Annotated in this window: 24 protein-coding genes; 8 read left to right on the top strand and 16 right to left on the bottom strand. The window is 68.6% G+C overall.

The window, feature by feature from the left end:
* On the top strand, positions 1–720 hold a 720-nt coding region (locus tag VGP60_RS29070), incomplete at its 5' end, for a nucleotidyltransferase family protein (protein ID WP_327551315.1).
* On the opposite strand, the gene VGP60_RS29065 is transcribed toward VGP60_RS29070, so the two are convergent.
* The 5 genes from VGP60_RS29065 to VGP60_RS29045 all read right to left on the bottom strand — a co-directional run bounded on the left by VGP60_RS29065 (position 668) and on the right by VGP60_RS29045 (position 7591).
* Positions 668–1948, bottom strand: a complete 1281-nt coding sequence (locus VGP60_RS29065) for a helix-turn-helix domain-containing protein (protein ID WP_327551314.1) — start codon at positions 1946–1948, stop codon at positions 668–670. The genes VGP60_RS29070 and VGP60_RS29065 overlap by 53 nt on opposite strands.
* A gap of 211 nt (positions 1949–2159) precedes the next feature.
* A complete protein-coding gene (locus VGP60_RS29060; protein WP_327551313.1) occupies positions 2160–2957 on the bottom strand; it encodes an arginase family protein in 798 nt (265 codons plus the stop codon).
* Positions 2958–3024: 67 nt separating this feature from the next.
* Positions 3025–6399 (bottom strand): pyruvate carboxylase, encoded by a 3375-nt coding sequence (locus VGP60_RS29055; protein ID WP_327551312.1) that lies wholly within the window; start codon positions 6397–6399, stop codon positions 3025–3027.
* Positions 6400–6557: 158 nt separating this feature from the next.
* Positions 6558–6734 (bottom strand): DUF397 domain-containing protein, encoded by a 177-nt coding sequence (locus VGP60_RS29050; RefSeq protein ID WP_327551311.1) that lies wholly within the window; start codon positions 6732–6734, stop codon positions 6558–6560.
* Positions 6731–7591, bottom strand: coding sequence for a Scr1 family TA system antitoxin-like transcriptional regulator (locus VGP60_RS29045; protein ID WP_327551310.1), 861 nt, complete (start codon positions 7589–7591; stop codon positions 6731–6733). The genes VGP60_RS29050 and VGP60_RS29045 overlap by 4 nt, the downstream gene beginning before the upstream one ends.
* A gap of 146 nt (positions 7592–7737) precedes the next feature.
* Here VGP60_RS29045 and VGP60_RS29040 point away from each other — a divergent pair, with 146 nt between their 5' ends.
* The gene (locus VGP60_RS29040) at positions 7738–7929 is read left to right on the top strand and encodes a hypothetical protein (RefSeq protein WP_327551309.1); all 192 of its coding nucleotides are present in this window, start codon (positions 7738–7740) and stop codon (positions 7927–7929) included.
* Positions 7930–7936: 7 nt separating this feature from the next.
* On the opposite strand, the gene VGP60_RS29035 is transcribed toward VGP60_RS29040, so the two are convergent.
* Complete coding sequence (locus VGP60_RS29035; RefSeq protein ID WP_327551308.1) at positions 7937–8839, bottom strand: S8 family peptidase; 903 nt, start codon at positions 8837–8839, stop codon at positions 7937–7939.
* Positions 8840–8997: 158 nt separating this feature from the next.
* Positions 8998–10188: an erythromycin esterase family protein gene (locus tag VGP60_RS29030; protein ID WP_327551307.1), complete on the bottom strand. Its 1191-nt coding sequence runs from the start codon at positions 10186–10188 to the stop codon at positions 8998–9000.
* Positions 10189–10219: 31 nt separating this feature from the next.
* On the opposite strand from VGP60_RS29030, the gene VGP60_RS29025 reads away from it, so the two are divergent.
* Positions 10220–10810 (top strand): TetR/AcrR family transcriptional regulator, encoded by a 591-nt coding sequence (locus VGP60_RS29025; protein ID WP_327551306.1) that lies wholly within the window; start codon positions 10220–10222, stop codon positions 10808–10810.
* A gap of 22 nt (positions 10811–10832) precedes the next feature.
* Here the strand turns inward: VGP60_RS29025 and VGP60_RS29020 are convergent, their stop codons facing one another.
* The 3 genes from VGP60_RS29020 to VGP60_RS29010 form a co-directional block, all read right to left on the bottom strand.
* Positions 10833–11603: a hypothetical protein gene (locus tag VGP60_RS29020; RefSeq protein WP_327551305.1), complete on the bottom strand. Its 771-nt coding sequence runs from the start codon at positions 11601–11603 to the stop codon at positions 10833–10835.
* 116 nt (positions 11604–11719) lie between these two features.
* Positions 11720–13876 (bottom strand): ATP-dependent DNA helicase RecG, encoded by a 2157-nt coding sequence (gene recG, locus VGP60_RS29015; RefSeq protein ID WP_327551304.1) that lies wholly within the window; start codon positions 13874–13876, stop codon positions 11720–11722.
* Between the two features lie 5 nt (positions 13877–13881).
* Positions 13882–15468: a DAK2 domain-containing protein gene (locus VGP60_RS29010; RefSeq protein ID WP_327551316.1), complete on the bottom strand. Its 1587-nt coding sequence runs from the start codon at positions 15466–15468 to the stop codon at positions 13882–13884.
* 135 nt (positions 15469–15603) lie between these two features.
* Between VGP60_RS29010 and rpmB the strand changes: the two genes are divergently transcribed.
* Positions 15604–15795, top strand: a complete 192-nt coding sequence (rpmB, locus tag VGP60_RS29005) for a 50S ribosomal protein L28 (RefSeq protein WP_327551303.1) — start codon at positions 15604–15606, stop codon at positions 15793–15795.
* A gap of 163 nt (positions 15796–15958) precedes the next feature.
* On the opposite strand, the gene VGP60_RS29000 is transcribed toward rpmB, so the two are convergent.
* Positions 15959–16636 carry a uracil-DNA glycosylase gene (locus tag VGP60_RS29000; protein WP_327551302.1) on the bottom strand — a complete coding sequence of 226 codons (678 nt, stop codon included), beginning with the start codon at positions 16634–16636 and terminating at the stop codon, positions 15959–15961.
* A 17-nt stretch (positions 16637–16653) separates the two neighbouring features.
* Entirely contained in the window at positions 16654–17178 is a 525-nt protein-coding gene (locus tag VGP60_RS28995; RefSeq protein WP_327551301.1) for a gamma carbonic anhydrase family protein, read from the bottom strand.
* On the opposite strand from VGP60_RS28995, the gene VGP60_RS28990 reads away from it, so the two are divergent.
* On the top strand, positions 17177–18430 hold the full coding sequence (locus tag VGP60_RS28990; protein ID WP_327551300.1) for a glycoside hydrolase family 27 protein: 1254 nt from the start codon (positions 17177–17179) through the stop codon (positions 18428–18430). The genes VGP60_RS28995 and VGP60_RS28990 overlap by 2 nt on opposite strands.
* Here VGP60_RS28990 and VGP60_RS28985 read toward each other — a convergent pair.
* Positions 18408–18896, bottom strand: a complete 489-nt coding sequence (locus VGP60_RS28985) for a GNAT family N-acetyltransferase (RefSeq protein ID WP_327551299.1) — start codon at positions 18894–18896, stop codon at positions 18408–18410. The genes VGP60_RS28990 and VGP60_RS28985 overlap by 23 nt on opposite strands.
* Before the next feature lie 10 nt (positions 18897–18906).
* Positions 18907–19875 (bottom strand): thiamine-phosphate kinase, encoded by a 969-nt coding sequence (locus VGP60_RS28980; protein WP_327551298.1) that lies wholly within the window; start codon positions 19873–19875, stop codon positions 18907–18909.
* Between the two features lie 130 nt (positions 19876–20005).
* Between VGP60_RS28980 and VGP60_RS28975 the strand changes: the two genes are divergently transcribed.
* Both VGP60_RS28975 and VGP60_RS28970 read left to right on the top strand, forming a co-directional pair.
* On the top strand, positions 20006–20239 hold the full coding sequence (locus tag VGP60_RS28975; protein WP_327551297.1) for an Lrp/AsnC ligand binding domain-containing protein: 234 nt from the start codon (positions 20006–20008) through the stop codon (positions 20237–20239).
* A 19-nt stretch (positions 20240–20258) separates the two neighbouring features.
* Positions 20259–20792: a DUF3515 domain-containing protein gene (locus VGP60_RS28970; RefSeq protein ID WP_327551296.1), complete on the top strand. Its 534-nt coding sequence runs from the start codon at positions 20259–20261 to the stop codon at positions 20790–20792.
* A 62-nt stretch (positions 20793–20854) separates the two neighbouring features.
* Here the strand turns inward: VGP60_RS28970 and VGP60_RS28965 are convergent, their stop codons facing one another.
* Both VGP60_RS28965 and VGP60_RS28960 read right to left on the bottom strand, forming a co-directional pair.
* The gene (locus tag VGP60_RS28965) at positions 20855–21952 is read right to left on the bottom strand and encodes a D-alanine--D-alanine ligase family protein (protein WP_327551295.1); all 1098 of its coding nucleotides are present in this window, start codon (positions 21950–21952) and stop codon (positions 20855–20857) included.
* Positions 21953–21988: 36 nt separating this feature from the next.
* Positions 21989–23359 (bottom strand): PLP-dependent aminotransferase family protein, encoded by a 1371-nt coding sequence (locus tag VGP60_RS28960; protein ID WP_327551294.1) that lies wholly within the window; start codon positions 23357–23359, stop codon positions 21989–21991.
* Positions 23360–23438: 79 nt separating this feature from the next.
* On the opposite strand from VGP60_RS28960, the gene VGP60_RS28955 reads away from it, so the two are divergent.
* Positions 23439–24110 carry a pyridoxamine 5'-phosphate oxidase family protein gene (locus VGP60_RS28955; RefSeq protein ID WP_327551293.1) on the top strand — a complete coding sequence of 224 codons (672 nt, stop codon included), beginning with the start codon at positions 23439–23441 and terminating at the stop codon, positions 24108–24110.
* Positions 24111–24303 lie beyond the last annotated feature (193 nt).

Here is a 24303-nt window from a genome sequence, read left to right as displayed (position 1 = left end):
AAAATGCCAGAAGCGGCTGCACTGGCCACACCTGGCACCCACACCCGAGTCGCCACGGAGCGTGGCATGCCAGTCATCCAGGGTAATGATGATCTTGAGTCGAGCTTAAGTCAGTGGCATTGCTGTCGACAGATGGCGAAGCCAAAGGACCACGACATGGACGAACAGCTGGGCGATCCGGCGCGACTGCGAGAAGTCTGCGTTCGCTACGGCATCGCCAACCTGCTGTTCTTCGGGTCCTTCGCCCGGAGTGACGCACGGACGGCCAGCGACGTGGACTTGTTGTACGAGTTGATACCTGGCGCCCATCTCGGCTGGGAAATCGAGGACCTCTGCGACGAGCTCAGTTCATTGTTCGGCCGACCCGTTGACCTCGTCTCGGCCAAGGCATTGCATCCCTTGTTGCGCCAGACGGTCCTCGCCGAGGAAGGGACCCTTCATAGCGCGGGGTGGGCTTGGAAGTACCCCAAAGCGGCGTTGGGGGCGCTCAATGCCCCCAACGCCGCATTGGGGTCACGACGCGGCGCACTTTCTCACGAAAGTGCCTCTCTCGCAGAGTCCGCGCGACCCGCCAGCTGGAGTGAAAATTTTCCACCGCGCACGCACTTTGGCGAGAAAGCGCCTCGGCCGACGGCCGCCATCTGTCGACAGATGGCGAGAGAGAGGGTCAGTTCGCCAGCCATTGGGTGCTCTTCCGTTGCGACGGCAGGAGTTCGCTGATCGGGTAGGCACCCCATTTCGACCTCGGTGTGGGCTGGGTGGCGCCCGCGCGCAGCACGAGTTCCATCTCGAACCGGGCGTTGGCGTCCTGCAGCCGCTCGCCGAAGGTCGTCTGCAGTTGCCGCATGCGATAGCGCACGGTCTGCGGGTGCACCTTCAACCGCTCGGCGATGTCGACGACGTTGCCCTGGGTGTCCAGCCACGCCCGCAACGTCTCCAGCATCCGCTCGCGCTGCTTCTCCGTCAGCTCGTCGAGCGGCCCGAACAGCCGCTGGCGCAGCCGGGCGATCAGGTTCAGGTCCGAGTTCACCAGCAACGTCGACAGGTGTTCCTCGGCCCACACGATCCGCCGCGCCGGGAGCAGGCCGCGGTCGATCATGACGATCGCCGTCCTCGCCCAGCGCAGCGAATCGGCGACAGCGTCGAGTGTGACGCAGGGGCCGACGGACAGCCGGCAGTCCGGCAGCGCGGCCTGCAGGGCGGCCAGCCGCGCGCCGGTGACACGGCCGGGGACAACGAATCGCGGTTCGGCGCCGTCCAGTTCCGAGAGCAGGTCCGAGTCGAAAGTCGCGTGCCGCCGGGGAATGCCGCCGTCGGCGGACTGGACGGCGATCGGGGTCACCTCGTCCGGCACCGCCCAGCCGGTCAGCTGCGCGAGTTCGGCGATGGCTTTGGGCGGCGCGGGCGGGACTTCCAGCAGCAGCTGCAAAAGCTTGCGGCGCCAGGTGTCCAGCGCGCCCGCGGTGCACGCCTTCGCCTCCAGGTAGCCGTCCAGCGCCACCGAGGCGAGCTCGTCCATGAAACCCAGCATCGCGTCCGCGAGCTGCGACATGACGGCCGACGAGAGCCCGCTGCGCCGCCCGACCCGCATGATCCGCCGCCACGACACCCGCGCGCCGACGCGGTACGCGGCCTGCAACGTGTCCAGGCTGCGGCCCTCGCGCATCTCGTTCTGGCCGAGCCGGTGGTGCACCTCGTGCGACTGCCCCTTGGACGCCGTCGGATCGGCGATCTGCGCGACGAACAGCGTGATGGCGTACTCGACCCCGGCGATGATGGATTTGCCGTACGGGCCATCGAGCGGCCGGGCGTAAGCGGGGATCGTCGCCCTGATCTCTTCGACGATCTCGGCGGCGAGACTGCCGAGTTCGGGTCGCAGGATGTCGGCGAGCTTGCGGGGCAGCGCCGCGGGCGAAGCAGCCTGATCGAGTCCGCGCTCCACCGTCATCGCAGCTCCTTTGCTCCGCCCGGATCCCGCCCCCACCGCCGCATCGTCGCGGCCGTGACACCGGACACATCGCAAAAGTAACGCGCGGCGTATCACCAACCCCAGGAGAAACCGTTTTCTTGTCAAAGAGGTGACAAGTTCACAAGGTCGATATGTATTCAGCCGACAGGCGACCGCGCAACTGCCACACCAGGTACGTACGAATGGACGATCAAGCCAGCAAAGCGCCGATGGCGGCCAGAACGGGTTCCAGGACACGCAGCTCCGGCCCGGTCCCCACGCATTCGGTGACCCCGGCGCCGATCACGTCCAACTCCCCGAGCGCGCCGATCGCGGCGGCCAACTGCGCCACCGTGAGCCCACCGGGCTCGGGATAGTTGAGCCCGCCGAACCCGGCCGGGTCAAGCACGTCCAAGTCCACATGCAGGTAGACACACTGCGCCCCACCGAGCGCTTCCCGCACAGCCACCGGGTCACCAGGCGCAAGCCCGACCAGCCCGCTTTCGACAGCCTCCCGCTCGACGTCGTCGAACACCCGTGCCCCGATCAGCACCGCGCGTTCCAACGCCGGGCTCGCCACGAAGTCCGCGTCCCCCTGCCCCAGCAGCGAACGCAGCACCATCCCGTGGAAGGCGCCGGACGGCGAGCTCTCCGCCGTGTTCAGATCCGCGTGCGCGTCGAACCACGCGGCCACGAGCCCGTGGCCGTACCGGAACCGCGCGACCCCGACCGGCACGAGCTCCACACCGCAGTCCCCGCCGATGGTCAGCACCTTGCCGCCCGGAGCTTCCAACGCCGCGAGCTGGGCCGCCCGATTGGCACCCACCAGTACTTCCCGGTTGGCGACACCGTCCACAGTGGACGACGTTGCTTCGCTCTGCGGCACCACGTTCACCGCTGTCCCCAGCACCGACCCGGCCAGCTCCGCGAGCGCCAGACATCCCGCCGGCAGTTCGGCGGCCCGTGGGCTCACTGCCCCTTGCCGCTGCGGCACCGCGTTGATGAGCATGGTCCCAAGCTAACCGAAAGGGGCCTCCCCACGCAGCGCGCGGGAAGGCCCCTTTCGGCGAAAAGCGCTACTCCAGGACGAGGAGAAGGTCTCCGCCTTCGACCTGCTGCACGTTGTTGATCGCCAGCCTGCCGACGGTTCCCCCGGCCGACGCGGTGATCGAGGCTTCCATCTTCATCGCCTCGATCGTCGCCACCGTGGCCCCGGTCTCGACCTTGTCGCCTTCGGAGACCTGCAGCGTGACCACGCCACCGAACGGCGCCGCGACCTGCTTCGGGTTCGACTTGTCGGCCTTCTCCGTGACGGGCAGGTCCGAGGCAACAGACCGGTCGCGCACTTGGATCGGCCGGAGCTGGCCGTTCAATGTGGACATCACCGTGCGGATACCGCGCTCGTCGGCCTCACCGATGGCTTCCAGCTCGATGAGCAGCCGGACGCCCTGTTCGAGGTCGACCTGGTACTCCTCGCCAGGGCGCAGCCCGTAGAAGAAGTCCTTGCTCGGCAGCACGCTGGTGTCGCCGTACTGCTCGCGGTGCGCCTCGTACTCCTTGGTGGGCCCGGGGAACAGCAGGCGGTTGAGCGTCGCGCGCCGGTCGGTGCCCAGCGCTTCACGGTCCTCAGTGGACAGTTCCGGCACCGGCCTGGCCTCGGCGCGGCCTTCCAGCGCCTTGGTACGGAACGGTTCCGGCCAGCCGCCCGGCGGGTCGCCGAGCTCGCCGCGCAGGAAACCGATCACCGAGTCCGGGATGTCGAACTTGTTCGGCTCGGCCTCGAAGTCCTCCGGTGCCACACCCGCGCCGACGAGGTGGAGCGCGAGGTCACCGACCACTTTGGACGACGGCGTGACCTTGACGAGGTGCCCGAGGATCTTGTCCGCGGCGGCGTACATCGCCTCGATCTCCTCGAACCGGTCCCCGAGGCCGAGTGCGATGGCCTGCGTGCGGAGGTTCGACAGCTGCCCGCCCGGCATCTCGTGGTGATAGACGCGGCCGGTCGGCGAGGCGAGCCCCGCTTCGAACGGCGCGTAGATCTTGCGCACGATTTCCCAGTACGGCTCCAGGTTTCCGACCGCTTCCAGGTCGAGCCCGGTCGGCCGCGCGGAGTGGTCGGTCGCCGCGACGATCGCCGAAAGCGACGGCTGCGAAGTCGTGCCCGACATCGACGCGACAGCGCCGTCCACCGCGTCGGCACCGGCGTCGATGGCGGCCAGGTAGGTCGCGAGCTGCCCACCCGGGGTGTCGTGCGTGTGGATGTGGACCGGGAGGTCGAACTCCTTGCGCAGCGCGGTGACGAGCTTCTTCGCCGCCGGTACGCGCAGCAGCCCGGCCATGTCCTTGATCGCCAGGACGTGTGCGCCCGCGCCGACGATCTGCTCGGCGAGCTTCAGGTAGTAGTCCAGGGTGTACAGCTTCTCCGACGGGTCGGAGAGGTCCGAGGTGTAGCACAGCGCCACCTCGGCGACGGCCGTTCCGGTGGCGCGCACGGCGTCGATCGCCGGGCGCATCTGCTCGACGTCGTTGAGCGCGTCGAAGATCCGGAAGATGTCGATGCCGGTGGACGCGGCCTCCTCGACGAAGGCGTTGGTCACCTCGGTCGGGTAAGGCGTGTAGCCGACGGTGTTGCGGCCGCGCAGCAGCATCTGCAGGCAGATGTTCGGCAACGCCTTGCGCAGCGCGTCGAGCCGCTGCCACGGGTCCTCGGCGAGGAACCGCAGTGCGACGTCGTAGGTCGCGCCGCCCCAGCACTCCACCGAAAGCAGCTGCGGCATCGTGTGCGCGACGACCGGCGCGACGGCCAGCAGGTCCTTGGTGCGCACGCGGGTCGCGAGCAGCGACTGGTGCGCGTCACGGAAGGTCGTGTCGGTGACGCCGACGAGCGGCGACTCCCGCATCCAGCGGGCGAATCCCTCCGGGCCGAGCTCGTCGAGCTTCTGCTTGGAGCCGGCCACGGGTTCGGTCTTCGGCAGCTTCGGGAGCTTGGTGTGCGGCTCGATCGCGCGCGGGCGCTCGCCGTTGGGCTGGTTCACCGTCATGTCGGTGAGGTAGGTCAGCAAGCGCGTCCCGCGGTCGGCGGAATGCCTTGCCGTCAACAAGTGAGGCCGCTGCTCGATGAACGACGTCGTCACCCGGCCCTCGCGGAAGTCCGGATCGTCGAGAACCGCTTGCAGGAACGGGATGTTCGTCGCGACCCCGCGGATCCGGAACTCGGCGACCGCACGGCGTGCGCGGCCGACGGCGGTTTTGAAGTCACGGCCACGGCACGTGAGCTTGACGAGCAGCGAGTCGAAGTGCGCGCTGATCTCCGTACCGGCGAACGCCGTCCCGCCGTCGAGCCGGATGCCGGAGCCACCGGGCGAGCGGTAGGCGCTGATCATGCCGGTGTCCGGGCGGAAACCGTTGGCCGGATCCTCGGTGGTGATACGGCACTGCAGCGCGAACCCGCGCAGGTAGATCTTGTCCTGCGAGAGCCCGAGGTCGCTCAAGGTCTCCCCGGCCGCGATGCGCAGCTGCGACTGGACGAGGTCGACGTCGGTGACCTCCTCGGTCACCGTGTGCTCGACCTGGATCCGCGGGTTCATCTCGATGAAGACGTGCTTGCCCTCGCGGTCGAGCAGGAACTCGACGGTGCCGGCGTTGCGGTAGCCGATCTTGCGCGCGAACGCGACCGCGTCGGCACAGATCCGGTCGCGCAGCTCGGACGGCAGGTTGGGCGCGGGCGCGAGCTCCACGACCTTCTGGTGCCGCCGCTGCACCGAGCAGTCGCGCTCGAACAGGTGGATGACGTTGCCCTCGCCGTCGGCGAGGATCTGGACCTCGATATGCCGCGGCTCGATCACGGCCTTCTCGATGAAGCAGGTCGAGTCACCGAAGGCGGATTCCGCCTCACGGGACGCCGCTTCGATCGACTCGCGCAGCATCTTCGGGTCGTCGACGCGGCGCATCCCGCGGCCACCACCACCGGCGACGGCCTTGACGAACACGGGGAAACCGATTTCCTCGGCCGACGCCACCAGCTCGTCGATGTCCGACGAAGGCTCGGACGAACCCAGCACCGGCACTCCGGCCTCACGCGCCGCCTTGATGGCGCGGGCCTTGTTGCCGGTCAGCTCGAGGATGTCCGCGCTCGGGCCGACGAAGGTGATGCCTTCGTCTTCACACGCGCGCGCGAGGTCCGGGTTCTCGGAGAGGAACCCGTAACCTGGGTAAACGGCGTCAGCGCCCGCCTTCTTGGCGGCCGCGATGATTTCCTCGACCGACAGGTAGGCACGCACCGGGTGGCCGGGTTCGCCGATCTCGTACGCCTCGTCGGCCTTCAGCCGGTGAAGCGAGTTCCGGTCTTCGTGGGGGAACACGGCGACCGTGCCCGCGCCCAGTTCGTAGCCGGCTCGGAATGCCCGGATGGCGATCTCGCCGCGGTTGGCGACCAGAACCTTGCGAAACATGCCCGGTCCTTCCCGTAAAAGAGGAATAGATGACGAACGTACCGGGTCGGTCCCGCTCTGCGGGAGTTCCGTACCAGGTGATGGACATCATTATCCAGCCGGGTTGCGCATCTTCGCAGGTCGTGCGGAGCGGAACCGGCGTGATCGACTACCGCGCCTCAGCGCCGGTGAACGCTGAGGAACGCTTCCCAGGCGGACGCGGGCAGATGCAGTGAACCGGAGTCACGGTCCTTGGTGTCCCGGACTTCGACGGCGGTGGAAATGCGGACCTCAACACAGGAGTCGTTACCACCACTGCTGTAGCTGCTCTTGAACCAGCCGGCGTCCGAACTCACTTACTCTCCTCAAGCTTTTTGTCGAAGAACGCCCTTGTGTCCTCCGAGGACAAAGCCAGGTCCCGAAGTCTCGTGAAGGCACGCAAAATACGTTCGGTGTCCTCGACTTCGTCGAAGTAGACCGAAGGGCCGTAGGCAACCGGCAGGAACCCTACCGGTCGCAGTACCTCGCCGAAGCGCAGCATGATCAAACCGCCGACTGGGGCCGGGTTACCGGCAGTAGCGGTAGGCACCATCCGGACCTTCAGCCCCGGGAAACGATCGAGCATGGCCAGCATGTGCTCCAACTGACCCTGCATGACCTCGGGATTTCCGACCATCACGGACAGCGAAGCCTCGGTCAGAATCACCTCGACCCGCTTCGGCGTGTCGGCCTCCAGAACCCGCCGTTGCCGTTCCAGCCTGAAAGCCACAAGATCGGCCCGGACCCCTTCCCACCAGATGTCCTCGGCGGTCCGCAGTACCGCGTCGACGTACTCCGGGGACTGGAGGAATAGCGGGATGATGCCGCTCTCGTAGGTCCAGATGTCCTTGGCCATCGCCTCGAGCCAGGCGATCCGGCGGAACGAGCCCGGAGCCAGGTCCAGGTACGGCCCGGCTGTCGCCCGCTTGCGCGCTTCGATCCCCAAGGTGAGGATCTCGGCCCGCGCGGGGTCCTGCGCGCCGAAGAAGTCGACCAGCGTTTCGAGTTCCTCGGTCGAGAGGGTCGCTTTGCCGTCGAGCACCTTCACGAGCCGCGGGCGATCCTTTCCGACCACCTTGGCGGCGGCGTCGAGTGTCACGCCAGCCTCGGATCGAAGCTGTTTGAGGGCCTCGCCGAGGAGAACCCGGGAAATGGTCTGCACGCCGACAGCCATCGAAACGCCTCCCTTCCAGCGCATACCACTCGTTCGGACGCATGCGTATGGACACTTGAGTCCCTATTCTAGGGACACTAGTGTTGCGGAAGCACAAGTGTCCATCATGCTCGGTCTGGGGTCGGCGTAAAACGAGGAGGAAACTCGTGAACGACATCATCGTCAACGCTTGGGCCCAGATCTCCGATGACTGCGCCGTCAGCTACGTCATCAGCGGTGACGATGTCGAGTTCTCACTGGGTGGCCGGGACGGTTTCCAGCTGATCGTTTCCGAGCGCGGCCTGGCAACGCTCGCCGAAACCTGCGCCAAAGCCCTAGCCGATCTCCGGGCACGATGAGGAGCGATCAGCGCACGCTCAACGTGTAGAGCAAACGGTTGGGAGTGCCTTCGGGAACGCCGGTCAGCACGTCCTTGGTCGCGTTGTCCACCAGCGCCTTGGCCACCTCCGGCGCGGTCGCGCTGGGATGCAGCGCCCGGTACAGCGCGGCGGCGCCGGTGACGTGGGCCGCGGCGATGGACGTCCCGGACAGCACTCCGGCGCCAGGACCGTCCGGCGCGGGGGACGGCACTTCCACGCCTGGCGCATACAGATCCACCACCGGGCCGTAATTCGACGTCAACGCGGTGCGGTCGAGGATGTCGCTGGCGCCGACGGTCAGCGCTTCGGTCACCCGGGCCGGGGAGAACTCGCTCGCGTCGGCCGATTCACCCCCGGCTGCGACGGCGACGGGCACGACGGCGGCGAGCGCGCGGACGGCGGCATCGAGTTTGTCGTTCGGGATCCCGCCGATGCCGAGGAAGGCGACAGCGGGCTGGCGTGCGTTCTGGGTGACCCACTGGATACCGGCGATGATGCTCTCCGGCGTCCCACCGCCCTCCTTGTCGAGCACGCGCACCGGAACCAGCTGGACGTCCTTCGCGATGCCGTAGGTCTTGCCGCCGATGATCCCGGCGACGTGCGTGCCGTGGCCGTTGATGTCGGAGGTGTCGTTGTTACCGTCCGCGAGGTTCACGCCCGGCTCGACCCGGCCCTCGAACTCGGGGTGCCTGGCGTCGATCCCGCTGTCGATGACGTACGCGGTCACCTGGTCGGCGTTCGTTTCGTAGTGGTAGCTCTGGTCGACGCCGCTGCGCTGGTCCACGCGGTCCAGGCCCCAGGCCGGCGGGTTGGGCTGCACCCCCGGCGCGGTGGTGGCGGCCTGGGCGGGCAAGGCGACCGCGACGCCGACGACCGCTGAAAGTCCCATCGCGAGCGCGTTACGTATCAGTCGTTTTTGCATACCATGCGTCTACCCTCCGTAACCGGACTCCACAACATCAACTTGTCCCCCGATCCGGTCAACATGGATCATGCTGCCCGGCGGGGGTCGTGAGTGGCAACAAGTGTTAGAACACTCGTTGCCACTCACGAGCCCACCACATGACGGGATACGTGCATCTCGGGCAGGTACACCATCGCGTCGAACGCGCTCACGACGTCCACTTCGGACTGCATGTGGGCGTGCCGGATGCTGCCCGACCCGGAGATGCCCTTGGCCAGAGCCGCCCGCAAGTCCACCAAAGACGGTCCCTGCCCAGCAAAAGCCCGCTCGACACTGCCCTCAACCGGCTCCCCGAGCGCCTGCTCGTAAACCCGGAAGCCAAGCCGCGCACCCTCGTCCGGTTCAAGCCCCGTCGTGGTCCCCACCCCAGCCGTAAGGCCCAGCGCGAAATAATCGTCACCGAAAGCCCTGACCAGATGCGAGCCGGTGGACGAGATCGCCATCGTCGGCATGGCCTGGAACGGAATCCGCTGCAGATGTCCGTTGTGGAGCATCAGCACGATCCGCGCGTCCGGCCCATGGATCTCCCGCAGCAAACGGACGGTCGACGCCATGTACTCGTCCCGCGAAGAAGCGTTCAACGCCGAGCCCCGCCCGTTCATCATCGCGTCGACCTCCCGCAGATACGTGTCGACGCGCAGCGCGCCGATCGCGTGGTGCACCGCCACCTCCCCACCCTCTGGGTAGACCGGCCTGAGCGATTCCATCCGCCCCACGAGAACCGTGAGCGCGGCCGTCGCCGCGTCCTGCGCGGCCGTGTCCATCGCCGCCCAGAGCCCGGGCGCCACCGCGCTGCTCGCCCCCGAGTACGGCCCGGTCGCCGCGATCGCCTGATCCACCAGCGCCACCGCCGCCGGATCGGCCGCCTCGACGAACTCGCGAACGGCTCGCAGCGCGGGCAGCGGCGAACCGGCCGAGCTGGGCACGTCCAACCCGGCGTACCGCACGTCCCGCGTTCGCAGCCAGGTCAGCATTTCGTGCATCTCGTCGGAGTCGCCGAGGGAGAAGGTGAACCCGTCGCGCCCGATGTCGGCGACCTCGCCCGGCCCGCCGCGCAGCCAGTCGTCGACGAGCTCGCCCTCGGCGAACCCCGACTCGAAGCCGAGCACGCTGAAGCCGTGCCGCTCCACCAGGAAGCGCAGCACCTGGTCCCGCAGCGTGCCGAACTCGCGGACGTGATGGTTGTTCTCGCCGATCGCGACGATCTTCGCGTCGCCGATCAACTCGGCGAGCCGGTCGAGCGAAAACGGGGTGGTGAAGTCGAGTTCTGACATACTGGGGACACTAACGCAACAGGAGTAGCAGTTGGCAACCGAGAAAACGCGCCCCGGCGGCCGCACCGAGCGCACCCGGCTCGCGGTTCTCCAAGCGACCCTCGACGAACTCGCCGAGCGGGGTTACGCCGCGCTGACCGTCGAGGCCGTCGCCGAACGTGCCGGGATCCACAAGACGACGCTGTACCGCCGCTGGCGCAACGCCGAAGGCCTGGTCGCCGAAGCGCTCCTCCTCGGCACCGAACAGGACTGGAAGGCGCCGGACACCGGCACGCTGGAAGGCGACCTCGCGAGCCTCACCCGCGAACTCGTCCACTGGTTCACCAACCCGGCCGTCTCCGCGCTGCCGACGGCGTCGGTCTCCGCCGGTTTCCAGTCCGAACAGGCCGCCGACGCGCTGCGCGTGTTCTACGCCGACAGGCACGAGCGCTGCGTCGACATCGTGGCGCGAGCCGTCGACCGCGGCGAAGCGCCCGACGGAACCGACCCCGTCGACGTCGTCCGCGCCGCCTGCGCCCCGATCTTCTACCGCCTCTTCGTCTCCCGTGAACCCGTCACCGACGCCATCGCGGACGCCGTCGCCCGCTCGACAGCCATCGCCGTCAAAGCGGGGGCGTACTAGTGCCCAGCGCGCCCTGGCTCGATCAGGGCGCGAACGCCGCCTTGGCGGCCCCCGTGTAGCCGACCTTCACCTTCGTCAGGCCGACGACGCTGTGATAGTTCAACTGGGTCAGCGGACCGAAGTCGACGACGTGGACACACCCGTGCGACGCCGCATTGGCCGGTGCGAAGTGGAGCGCCTCTCCGGCGTTGTAGAACACCGCGAGACTCATCGACGCCGAGACGTCCATGGGGGTCTGACCTGCCGTGGGTTTGGTGTACCGCCGATGCGCGCCCCGTTTCGGTCCCTCGAGCGCTCCTTCGCCTTGGTTGGCGGCGATCACGGCGGCGTTCGTCGGGTCGTTGTAGCCGACCCCCTCGATGCGGCCCACCGTGAAGTTTCCGGGATCACTGCGCAGAGCGCGCGGTCCGCCGGACACCTCGACGCTGAACGACGGGAGCGCCGCGGCGTTGGAGAAGTACGTGGCGGTCGCGATGCCCTTCGGCATGTCGACGCCGTTGGAGTCGGCCACGACGCTGTCGAACTCGACCGTGATCAGTGAAAGCCAGGGATCCTTCTTCTGGCTCTTGAAGGTGCTCTCGATCAACGCGGAGGTGTCGGCGGCGCCGAAGTTCATCGCGGTTTTCGGCCGGTACGGCTGCACGACGAGGTCACCGGCGAGCAACCGCTGCGTCGCACGGTTCCCCACGCTGCGCTGGAGGGCGGACAGCGGATGGGCCCCGCCGGGCACGAGGACACGGCGTGACGAGCGTTCGGGGCACGGGCCGGTTAGCCCCGCGTCATGCGTCCTCATGAACCGATGGTGCCGCATCGTTCCCGGAAACCGGCGCCCCTGAGTACGCACCTCCGGGCAGGCTTCGCGGCCCGATGAGGCACTCGCCCGCCGCTGCCGACGAATTCCCGACGGGCCTAGGTCTTGTCCAGGTATTCGGCGCGTTCGGCGTCGACGACGTCGGCGATCATGTGCGCCAGGCCGAGGTACTTGCCGAGCGCGGGATCCTCCGCGACGATCTCCTGCGACCGCTCCCGTGCCTCGGCGATGACTTCCTCGTCCCGCAGCAGCGAAAGCAGCTTCAGCCCGGACTTCTTGCCGGACTGCGACGAGCCCAGGATGTCACCCTCGCGGCGCAGTTCGAGGTCCAACCTGGACAGTTCGAAACCGTCCGTTGTGGACTCGACCGCCGCCAGCCGCTCGCGGGTCGCCGTGCCGTCGAGGGTTTCGGTGACCAGCAAGCAGATTCCGGGCACCTTCCCCCGGCCGACGCGGCCGCGCAGCTGGTGCAGCTGACTGACGCCGAAACGATCGGCGTCCAGGATCACCATGGCCGTCGCGTTGGGCACGTTGACGCCGACCTCGATCACCGTGGTCGCGACGAGCACGTCCACCTTCCCGGCGGTGAAGGCCTGCATCGACGCGTCCTTCTCGTCGGCGGGCATGCGGCCGTGCAGCACGCCGACCTTCAGGCCCTTGAGCGGCCCGTTTTCCAGCTCCGGCGCGACATCGAGCACGGCGAGCGGCGGACGTTTGTCGCCCTTGTCGGACGCCGGTTCGTCACCGATCCGCGGGCAGACGACGTACGCCTGATGTCCCTTACCGACCTCTTCGGCGACCCGCTGCCACACCCTGTCGAGCCAAGCGGGCTTCTCCGCGACCGGCACGACCGTGGTCGCGATCGGCGAGCGCCCGACCGGCATTTCGCGCAGTGCCGAGATTTCCAGATCGCCGTAGACCGTCATCGCGACCGTACGGGGAATGGGCGTCGCCGTCATGACCAGTACGTGCGGGCTGGTGGAGTCCGCGCCCCGCGAACGCAACGCGTCGCGCTGCTCGACACCGAAGCGGTGCTGCTCGTCGACCACGACAAAACCCAGGTCCGCAAAGGAAACCGTGTCCTGGATGATCGCGTGCGTGCCGACGATGATGCCCGACGCGCCGCTGACCGTGTCGAGCAGCGCCTGCCTGCGCTCCTTGACGCCCATCGATCCCGTCAGCAGCGTCACCTTCGTGGCGTTGTCGGCGGCACCGAGTTCACCGGCCATACCGAGGTCGCCGAGCATCTCCCGCAGCGACCGGGCGTGCTGGGACGCCAGGACTTCGGTCGGCGCGAGCATCGCGGCCTGCCGCCCGGAGTCGACCACCTGCAGCATCGCGCGCAAGGCCACAATGGTCTTACCGCTACCGACTTCACCCTGCAGCAGCCGGTTCATCGGGTGTACGCCGGAGAGGTCGGCCGCGAGCGTCTCGCCGATGTCCTTCTGGCCGGAGGTGAGCTCGAACGGGAGCCGCTTGTCGAACGCGTCGAGCAGGCCGCCGTCCTTGTGCGGGTTGGCCAATGCCGGTCGCGACACCGCGGAATACCGCCGCTGCGCGAAAATCAGCTGAATGGCCATGGCTTCGTCCCACTTGAGCCGCTTGCGCGCGTTCTCCAGCTCGCCCCAGTTCGACGGGCGGTGGATGTTCCGCAGCGCCTGGTCAAGGCTGGTGAACCCGTAGCGCGCCAGCAGTTCCGGCGGCATCGGGTCTTCGGCGACGTCGAGGGTGTCGAGCACCTGGCGGACGCACTTGACGATCGACCAGGTCGGAACCCCTTGCGCGGCAGGGTAAACCGGGATCATCTCGGCGAGGAAGGTCTCCATCGCGGTGGGGTCGGCCGTCTCGTCGAGCAGCTCGTACTCGGGGTTCGCCAGTTGCAGCGCGTCCCGGAAAACGGTCACCTTGCCGGCGAACAGGCCGCTCTTGCCGACCACCAAATCCTTGGTGTGCTTGGCCGCCTGGGTGAAGAACGCGCACTGCAGCTTGCGTTTCCCGTCGGTGATCACCACCTCGAGCATGGTGCCGTAGCGGGCTTTCATCTGCCGCGAGGTGACCTTCTCGACCCTGGCCATCACGGTGACGTGCTCGCCGATCTCCAGGCCGCCGATATCGGTCAGCTCACCGCGCTCGGCGTAGCGGCGCGGGTAGTGGCGCAGCAGGTCGCTCACGGTGTGGATGTCCAGCGCCTTGCCCAGTGCCTTCGCGGTTTTGGCGCCCAGCAACGGTGTCAGCTTGTCGCGAAGCTCGCTCATCGCCCCTATTCAACCCCGATCAACAACACAGTGTCCGCTTGCCCGCTGGAATAGCTCGTCAGTTCCACTTCAGGATGCTCCAGCCGCACCTGCTCGCCCAACTCGGCGCCGAGACCGTCCGGCGCGCTCACCCCGGTCAGCACGGTGACCAGCTCACCACCGGCGCCGAGCATGCGGTTGAGCAGGCTCATCGCGGCGGCGACGAGGTTGGTCTCCGAAGCCGGCGCGGGCTCGATGAGGACGACCTCGTCGTCGATCAGGCCGATCATGTCCCCGGCCTGCGCCCGGCCGACCCAGGTGAGGGACTCCTCGCGCGAGATCACCAGCTCACCGCGCCGGGTGGCCGCGGCCGCTTCGGCCATCGCCACGACGTCGTCGTTGGTGCGCCTGGCGGGATCGTGCACCGCGAGCGCGGCGAGCACCTGCACCGGCGACGCGCACGGGATGACCACGACGTCCCGGTCCCCGGCCAGCACGAGCCCGGCCGCCGCGTCCGCCGCACCGGTGAGGTCCACGCCGCCCGGCAGCACGGTGACGTGTGTGCCCGCGGCTTCGTTGATCAGGCCCAGCATCTCCTCGACGGTCGGGATGGAGCCGGACGGGACCGCGAGCACCGCGACCCCCTCCGCGCGCAGCACCTCGGCCAGCGCGCCGCCGTGTACGACGGCGACCACCGTGCGGTCGACGCCGCCGCCGATTTCGATCGGCGTCGGCGTGATCAGCGGCTCGACCCGGATCTTGCGCGGACGCCCGGCGTCGATCCCGGCTTCGATGGCCGCGCCGATGTCCGCGCAGTGGACGTGCACGGCGTGGCTGCCCGCGCCGTCCCCGGCCACGGTGACACTGTCGCCGAGGCCGCTCAACGCGCGTCGCAGCGCGGGAAGGGCGGGCTCCTCGACGCCGTCGAGCAGGTACATGACCTCCCAGGCGTGCGCCGCCGGGGCCGCGTGGGCGTGCAGCGCCGCGAGCGAGTGCGCCGGCTCCGCCGTTGTGCCGGTGATCACACCGACGAGCGCGTCGAGCACCGCGACCAGCCCGCGCGCGCCGGCGTCGACGACCCCGGCCTGCGCGAGCACCGGCAACTGGTTCGGCGTCTCCTCCAGCGCCGCCGAAGCGACCGCCGCGGCCCGCACGGCGACCTCCTTCAGCGACCTCGTCTCACCGCGTACAGCGGCCGCGACGGTGTGGAGAACGGTCAGGATCGTGCCCGCGACCGGGCGCGTCACGGCCCCTGTCGCGGCCTTGTCGGCGTACCCGAACGCCGACGCCAGCCCGACGCCGTCGAACTCCCCGCCGTGGGCCGCCGCCTCCGCGAAACCCCTGATGACCTGGGACATGATGACCCCGGAGTTACCCCGCGCCGAGGCCACCGCGCCCTGCGCGAGACGGCCGAGCGCGTCGGCCACGTCCACCGGCTCCGCGTCGGCCAGCGCGTCGCGCGCGCCGAGCATCGTGTGCAGCAGATTCGACCCCGTGTCGGAGTCCGCCACCGGGTAGACATTGATACCGTCGATATCCGGGCGCAACACGTCCAAGCTGCCCGTGATGGCCGCCGCCCAGGCAGTCACCGCCGCCGCGTCCAGTACCCGCAATCCCCTGACCTCCATGCTGCTCAAAGGCAGGGTATCGACCCTGGTTCGGAGGGCTCGGATTGCGCTGGTTACTATGTTCGAGTTGCCCAGTCATCTGGGCTGACTGTCTTTTTCACTGATTTGAAGGAGTTCGACGTGGCTGCCGTGTGCGACGTCTGTGCCAAGAGTCCCGGCTTCGGCAAGTCGGTCTCGCACTCCCACCGTCGTACCAACCGTCGGTGGAACCCGAACATTCAGACCGTGCACGCCAAGATCGGTCTGTCGCAGCGCAAGCGCATGAACGTGTGCACCTCTTGCATCAAGGCTGGCAAGGTTGTGCGCGGCTGAGCTGGTCGCTCGTTTTTTTGGATGCAACACAGTTTGGATGCAATACAGGCTGGATGCAACACAGTTTGGGTGCTCAAAAGGCCCGGTGGACTTCGGTCCCCCGGGCCTTTTGCCGTCCCCACCCTCCTTCGCCATCTGTCGACAGATGGCGAAGGAGAGCTGCCTAGGGCAGTTTCCAGTCCACGGGCTGGGCGCCTTGCTGGACCAGCAGTTCGTTCGCCCGGCTGAACGGCTTCGAGCCCCAGAAACCGGCGTGCGCCGATAGCGGGCTCGGGTGGGCCGACTCGATGCACGGCACCTTGCCGAGCATCGGCTTCAGGTTGCGGGCGTTGCGCCCCCACAGGATGGCCACGAGCGGCTCGTCGCGGGCCGCGAGGGCCTTGATCGCCTGCTCGGTGACGTCTTCCCAGCCCTTGCCCTGGTGGGCGTTGGACTTGCCGGGCTGGACCGTCAGCGCCCTGTTGAGCAACAGCACGCCCTGCTCGGCCCACGGCGTGAGGTCACCGTTGGACGGCAGCGGGTGGCCGAGGTCGTCGGCGTACTCCTTGTAGATGTTCACCAGGCTCTTCGGCAGCGGCCGGACGTCGGGCGCCACGGCGAACGACAGGCCGATGGCGTGCCCGGGGGTCGGATAGGGATCCTGGCCGACGATCAGCACCCGCACGTCGTGGAACGGCTGCTTGAACGCCCGCAGCACGTGCTCCCCGGCGGGCAGGTACGTGCGACCTGCGGCTATCTCGGTTCGCAGGAATTCCCCCATCGTCGCGACCTGCGCGGCGACGGGTTCGAGGGCTTCCGCCCAGCCTGCTTCGACAATCTCGTTCAAAGGACGCGCTGTCACGGCGGCGCACTCTATCGCTAGGAGTCGATGCGCCTGAGCGCGGTACTGAAGTACTTCGCCCGCTCGACATAACCGTCGACGACCAGCTTGATCATGTCGGGTCCGAAGGAGTTGTTCGGCCGCGTCTTGGCGGGAACGCCCAGGGCCACCTGCCCGGACGGCACGTGGAAGCCGTAGGACAGCACCGCGCCCGCGCCGACCATGCCGCCGTCCTCGATCACACTTCCGTTGAGCACCACCGAGCCGGACGCGATCAGGCAGCCGGTGCCGATCGTGGCGCCTTCGACGTGCACGGCGTGCCCGATCGCCGAGGACGGGCCGAGGATGGTCGGGTGCTGCTCGGTGCAGTGCAGGACACAGCCGTCCTGGACGTTCGACCGCTCGCCGATCTCGATGTAGCCATGGTCGCCGCGCAGCACTGTCTGCGGCCACACCGACGCGTGCGCGCCGATCCGGACGTCCCCGATCAGGGTCGCGTCGGGATGCACGTAGGCGTCGGGGTGGATACGGGGTTCGAGGTCGCCGAGCGCGTAGATCGCCATGTTGCCTCCAGAACTGCGGTTTCACGTCCGGTGCGATTGGATCACGGTCATCGACACGCAGAACAAACGCCTTGGCTTGGGCGCACTCGCGCTCGTACTGGTCGCGCTCGCGGCAATCCTGTCCTGGCCCTCCCCCGAGCCGCGGCCGCTGGGCAACGGGCTCGCGCGCACCCCGCCGATGGGCTGGAACAGCTGGAACCAGGTCCGCTGCTACGACCTCACCGAGCAGGTGGTCCGCGACGCCGCCGACGCACTGGCGAGCACGGGGATGCGTGACGCGGGCTACCAGTACGTCGTGGTCGACGACTGCTGGCAGGCCGCCGCTCGCGGTACCGACGGTTCGTTGCCGGCCGATCCGACGCGGTTCCCCAGCGGGATAGGCGCGCTCGCCGCGTACGTCCACTCTCGCGGGCTGCTGTTCGGGATCTACGCCGTCCCGGGCAGCGCGACCTGCGCGATGGCCAACGACGCCTACCCGGCCCGGGGAATCGGCTCGCTCGGACACGAACGGCAGGACGCGCAAACGTTCGCGGCCTGGGGAGTCGACTATCTCAAGTACGACTGGTGCAACGCCGACACCAACGACGGCCTCGATCGCGAACCCGCGTTCGCCAAGATGCGCGACGAGCTCGCGAGCGTCGGCCGTCCGATCGTCTACGCCATCTCGGAATACGGCGTCTCGGAACCGTGGACCTGGGCGCGCCCAGTGGCGAACCTCTGGCGCACGACGTTCGACCTCGTTCCCGAGTGGACATCCGTGGCGTCGGTGATCGACGAGCAGGCCGCGGTCGCCGACTACACGGGATCGCCCGGCGGCTGGAACGACCCGGACATGCTCCAGGTCGGCAATGGCACGCTCACCGACGACGAGAACCGCGCCCATTTCAGCATGTGGGCGCTCCTGAACGCGCCGCTGTTCGCGGGCACCGACCCGGCGAAGCTCAGCGACACCAGCAAAGCCACGCTGCTCAACGACGAAGTCATCGCCGTCGATCAGGATTTCGCCGTGGCGCAGGGCCATCGGCTGTCGACGTCGGGAAGCACGGAGGTGTGGGGGAAACAGCTGTCGGACGGCGGTTTCGCGGTGGTGCTGCTGAACCTGGGTGACACGGCCGCTCAGATTTCCGCGTCGGTGCCGGGAAACTGGCGGGTGCGCGACCTGTGGCAGCACACCGATCTCGGCACGAGCGACGGCACGTTGTCGGCGAATGTGGCATCGCACGGCGTCGTCATGCTACGGCTGACTCCGTGAGCGCTTTGGCGAAGCAGCGGCATTCCGGCTCGTTCTGGTAAGGGCCGAAATTGTCGATCGCGTGGTAGCCCGACGACGCGTACAGCGCCATGGCCTCGGGTTGCTCGGTGCCGGTAACGAGCACCGCGCGGAGACGGCCCGCGGCGGCCGCCGTGCGTCCGAGTTCGGAAAGGATCGCGCGCGCGAATCCCTTGCCGCGCACCGAAGGCGCGACGTACATGCGCTTCAGCTCGACGTCGCCGGGCCGGAAATCCGGCGCCGGTCCGTCATGCGCGCGCCAGGCACCACACGCGACGGGCACGCCGTCGAGGTAGCCGACGAGGAAGATCCCGCGCGGTGCGAGGAACTCGGCGACCTCGACCGGGGTGGCGTCGATGTCGCCGTAGCGCACGACGTACTCCTGTTGCACCGCCGCGATCAACTTCGCCGCGTCGGGATCGTCATAGGCGGCAACTCGAATGTCCACGGCACGGAGACTAACGCCAGTGCTCCCAGCCACCAGACTGGTCGTACGCCTTCCCGTCGACCGTGACCCCGGAGCCGGGCATGGTCACCGAACCGATGCGCGTCCAGCCTTCGGGGAGGTCGACGAACGACGGGAAAGTCGCCGCCAGCGCGTGATCCTCCCCGCCGGTCAGCACCCAGCGCAGCGGGTCCGAACCCAGCGCCGAACCGACCTCGGCCAGGCGCGTCGGGATGGCGACCCGCTTGGTCTCGACGTCGATGCCGACATCCGAAGCCTCGGCGATATGACCGAGATCGGCGAGCAGGCCGTCGGAGACGTCGATCATCGAGGTCGCGCCTTCGTCGGCGGCCTTCGGCCCGGCTTCGTACGGCGGTTCCGGGCAGCGCTGCGCGTTGACGACGTTGACCGGCGAGCGGAAGCCCCGGCCCAGCACGGCGAGCCCGGCCGCGGCCCAGCCGAGCCGACCGCAGACCGCGACGACGTCACCCGGTCGTGCGCCCGAGCGCGTGACCGGGGCGCGGCCGCCGAGGTCGCCGAGCGCGGTGATGCTGATCACCAGCTGATCGGCTCGCACCATGTCCCCGCCGACGACACCGACACCCGCGCGCGCGGCTTCGATCCACATTCCTTCGGTGAGCTCGGTGATGACCGACGCCGGGGTATCGGCGGGGCAGGCCAGGCCGACGAGGACCGACGTCGGGGTCGCGCCCATCGCCGCGATATCCGCGAGGTTCACCGCGACAGCCTTGCGCCCGACGTACTCCGGGCTCGACCAGTCGAGGCGGAAATGCACCCCCTGCACCAGCACATCCGTGGTCGCCACGACCCGTGAATCCGGCGCGGCCACGATGGCGGCGTCGTCCCCCGGACCGAGCAAAGTGGACGCCGGCTGACGACGTCCCTGCGTGATCGCCCGGATCAGCCCGAACTCGCCCGCCTCGGCGACTGTGCCGTTCTCCGGTATCCCCTGCGGTGACACCTGTCACCTCCGTTCGTTCCGTGCGCATGAATGTTGGTCACCGATAGTCGGATGCCCTATGTTTTTCCCAAGTTCGGGTACGTTCTTAGTTCCTACCTTGAGCGAACAGGATCAGACGAAGGGGCGCGCCGTGGTTCACGCATACATCCTCATCCAGACCGAGGTCGGCAAGGCCGCCGCGGTCGCGGCCGAGATCTCCGGTATCCCTGGCGTGACGAGCTCCGAGGATGTGACCGGGCCGTACGACGTCATCGTCAGGGCCGCCGCCGACAGTGTGGACCTGCTGGGCCAGCTCGTCGTCGCCAAGGTACAGAACGTGGACGGCATCACTCGCACGCTGACCTGCCCGGTAGTGCACCTCTGAACCATGCTGTAGTGGACACGTGGAAACGGACACCGGAGCACCTCCGCGCGGATTGATCATCATCGCCACCGTGATCGCGGTGGCGCTGGCGGCCGGCGTGGCGGTGTTCGGCCTCATGGCGGGCAACAGCGAAGACGTCACGGCCGGGCCGCTGCCGCTGGTGCCGGTCCCCGCACCGCAGGCCGGTTCGCCGCAATGCGCGGCGCTGATCGCGGGCATCCCCACCGAACTGACGTCGAACGGCGAGAAGCTGGGCGTGCGCGAGCTGGCCGCCCCCGCGCCGCCGTCGACGGTCGCCTGGGGGGACACCGACCCCGTGGTCCTGCGCTGCGGTCTCGACGCGCCGCCGGAACTCACGCCGACAGCCCAGCTGCGCGTGATCGACGGCGTCCAGTGGCTGCAAGTGCAGGGCGAGGGCTCGGCGACGTGGTTCGTGGTGGACCGTGCGGTCTACCTCGCGCTGACCGTCCCGGACACCTCCGGCACCGGCCCCCTGCAGGAGATCTCGGCCGCCGTCGCCGCCAAACTCCCCGCCGTCCCCCTCCGCTTCTGAGCCTCCGAATATGTCGACAACTTATTTGAATAAGTTGTCGACATATTCGGAGGTGAAGAGGGCTAGCGGAGGCCGGTGCCTCGCGCGATGGCGGTGTCGACGAGGGTGGCGAGCAGCGTCGGGTAGTCGACGCCGGTCACTTCCCACATCTTCGGGTAAGCGGACTTCGTGGTGAAGCCGGGCATGGTGTTGACCTCGTTGATGATCAGGCCGCCCTCGGCGTCGACGAAGAAGTCGACCCGCGCGAGGCCCTGGCAGTCCAGCGCGCGGAACGCCTCGACAGCGGCGGCGCGCACGCGCTCGGTGAGCTCGTCGCTCAGCTTCGCCGGGATGTCGAGTTCGGCGTCCTCGCCGAGGTACTTGGTTTCGAAGTCGTACCAGGCGTCCGACTCTTCGCTGAGCACGCGGACCTCGGCGGGCAGCGACGCTTCGACACGGCCGTCCGGGTACTCCAGGACTCCGCATTCGACCTCGCGGCCGACGACGGCGGCCTCGACGAGCACCTTCGGGTCGGTCTTACGGGCCAGTTCGATCGCGGCGTCCAGCTGGTCCCACGAGGTGACCTTGCTGATGCCGATCGACGACCCGGCGCGGGCCGGCTTGACGAACACGGGCAGGCCGAGCCGCTCGCGGTCGGCGTCATCCAAGGTGGACTCTCCCCGGCGCAGGCTCACATAGGTGCCGACAGCGAGTCCTTCGGCGGCAAGGAGTTTCTTGGTGAACTCCTTGTCCATCGAGGCCGCGCTGGCGAGCACGCCCGCACCCACGTACGGGGTGTCGGCGAGCTCCAGCAGACCCTGGATCGTGCCGTCCTCACCGAAGGCGCCGTGCAGCACGGGGAAGACGACGTCGACGGCGGCCAGCGCCTCGACCTCGGCACCCGGCGCGAGGGTCGCGAGTTCCCGGTTCGTCGGGTCGCCCGCCAGGACGAGCGTCGTCTCACTGCTCACCGAAGGCAGCTCCCGGCCCTGGATCGCCAGCGCCTCGGGGTCGCTGGTGCCGAGCACCCAGCCGCCCTCGCGGGTGATGCCGATCGGCACGATTTCGAAGCGATCCTTGTCGAGGTTCGCGAGCACGCTACCTGCCGAAACACACGAGATCGTGTGCTCGGAACTACGACCACCGAACACGACGGCGACACGGGTTTTGGGAGAGCTCATAGCGGGTCACCCTACCGGGCTCTTGCACTATGAGCCTCAGCGCAGTAAGCCGACCAGCGTGTCCAGCGCGCCGTGCAGGGCCTCCCTGGAACAGCCCGCGTAGCCGATGGCGGCGCCGTGCGCTGTCGGCGTCCCGGCGAAATGCCGGGAGAGACCGTCCAGCCGGATCCCTTGGCAGACGGCCTCGGCCAGCCGGTCCCGTTCCGTCCCCGCGGAGTCGAACGGGACGACGAGGTGCGCGCCGGCGTCGTCGCCGAGCAGCGGGATTCCGGCCGCGGTGAGCGCGCTGGAGAGCATCGAACGCCGTTCGGACAGCTCGCGCCGCAACTTCCGCAGGTGCCGGCCGAGATCGCCGTTGCGCGCGAGCTCGACCAGGACGCGCTGACCGGCTGGCGACGGCCTGGTGCCGGTCCGCTCGCGGTACTGCAGCACGGCCGAGGTGACCGACGGCGGCGCGACCATCCACCCGGCGCCCAGCGTCGGGGTGAGGATCTTGCTCGTGGTGCCCAGATGCGCGACGACGTCCGGCGCGAGCGCGGCCAGCAGCGGCAGCGGTGCGACGTCGAACCGCAGCTCGCCGTCGTAGTCGTCCTCGATGAGCAGCATGTCCTCCGTGCGGGCGCGTTCCACCAGCTCGACGCGGCGAGACGCGCTCATCCGGCTGCCCATCGGGTACTGGTGCGCGGGCGAGCAGTAGACCGCGCGCACGCCGGGCGGCACCGCGTCGGGCCGCAGGCCCTCGCCGTCGACAGGCACGCCGACGACGTGCAGCCCCGCGTGCCGGAACGCCTGGACGGCCCGCTGGTAGCCCGGCTCCTCCACGGCGACGACGTCGCCCGAGCTGAGCACCGCGGCGGCGAGTTCGACGACGGCGGCCGTCGTCCCGCCGGTCGCGAGCACCGAATCCGTCCCGGCGGCGAGCCCGCGGTGGCGCAGCAGATGCTCGGAGACGGCCGCGCGGTACTCGACCAGCCCGGCGCGGTGGGCCTTGAACAACGGGGACGCGTCACCGCCCGCCCGCCACGCGCGTCGCCAGGCGGCCTGGTCGAGGCCTTCGGCCCAGGGGACGCCCGGGGTGAGGTCGAGCAGCTCGGCCGGTTCGTGTTCCTCACCGAAGACGGCCCCGCCGACGGGCCGGTCGCCAGGTGGCGAGGTGGTCACGTACGTCCCCGAGCCGTGGCGACCGGCGATCCAGCCCTCGGCGTGCAGCTGCTCGTACGCGGCCGACGTGACCGTGCGGCTCACCTGAAGCCGATCCGCCAGCGCCCGCGTCGACGGCAGCCTGTCGCCGCCTCGAAGGTGCCCTGTCGCGGCGGCGTCGCGCAACGCGTCGGCCAGCTGCACGGCCAACGGCGTGTCGGCGTCCCTGTCCAGGCTGATGGGCAGGGCGGTTTCGGTGAGCAGCACGTTTCCTCCAAAGTGGCTTCTCAAAATAGACCATAATTGGCCATTTCTCAAGGCCACTAGCTACCGTCAGAGTAGAGGCATGTCCTCGCTGCCACCACTGTCGCCCACCGAACGCACCACGCTCGGCCGCCGGAAGATCCGCGCGGTCACCGACCGGTCCGCGCTCTACGCCCTGCTCGACGACGCCCTCATCTGCCACCTCGGCGTCGTCCGCGACGGCGCGCCGCTGGTGCTGCCGACGGGCTACGGCCGCGACGGCGACACGCTCTACCTGCACGGTTCGACCGGCGCGAGCAGCCTGCGGCTGGCCGGCGGCGGCATCGAGGTCTGCGTCACGGTGACCCAGCTCGACGGGATCGTCTACGCGCGCTCGATCAACAACCACTCGATGAACTACCGCAGCGCCGTGATCCTCGGCCAGGCCAAGCCGATCGTGGACATCGACGCGAAGACCCACGCGCTGCACGTGATCACCGACCACCTCGCGCCGGGCTCCTGGGAACACGCGCGGGACGTCAACGCCAAGGAGTTCGCCGCGGTCTCGGTGCTCGCGCTGGACCTGGCCGAAGCCTCCCTCAAGATCCGCGCCACCGGCCCCGGGGACGACCAGGAAGACATCGACGCGAACGAGGCCTGGGCCGGGGTCCTGCCCGTCCGCACAGTTTTCGGAGACCCGGAGCCCTGCGCGGAGGTGGTAGGGATTCCAGTCCCCGCCCATGTCGCAGAGCGCGGCAAGGTGGGTGGCTCGTGAGTGGCTACGAGTGTTCTATTGATGGGTAAGGCAAATGTGGCGTGTTCAGTCCGCGGCGTAGCGGACTTCTTGTTTGCCGAAGAACGCTTTCACCCTGCCGGGCTGGTTCTGACGGCGGCGTAGATGGGTCCGGGCCTCCTCGGCGAGTTCCTGCTTGTTGCCGGGGCTTGTCCCTGACGCCACATGGTGTTTG

Source organism: Amycolatopsis sp., from assembly GCF_036008905.1.
GTDB lineage: Bacteria > Actinomycetota > Actinomycetes > Mycobacteriales > Pseudonocardiaceae > Amycolatopsis.
The sequence above is the reverse complement of the archived record's forward strand: the minus strand, read 5'-3'. Positions and strand labels throughout refer to the sequence as shown.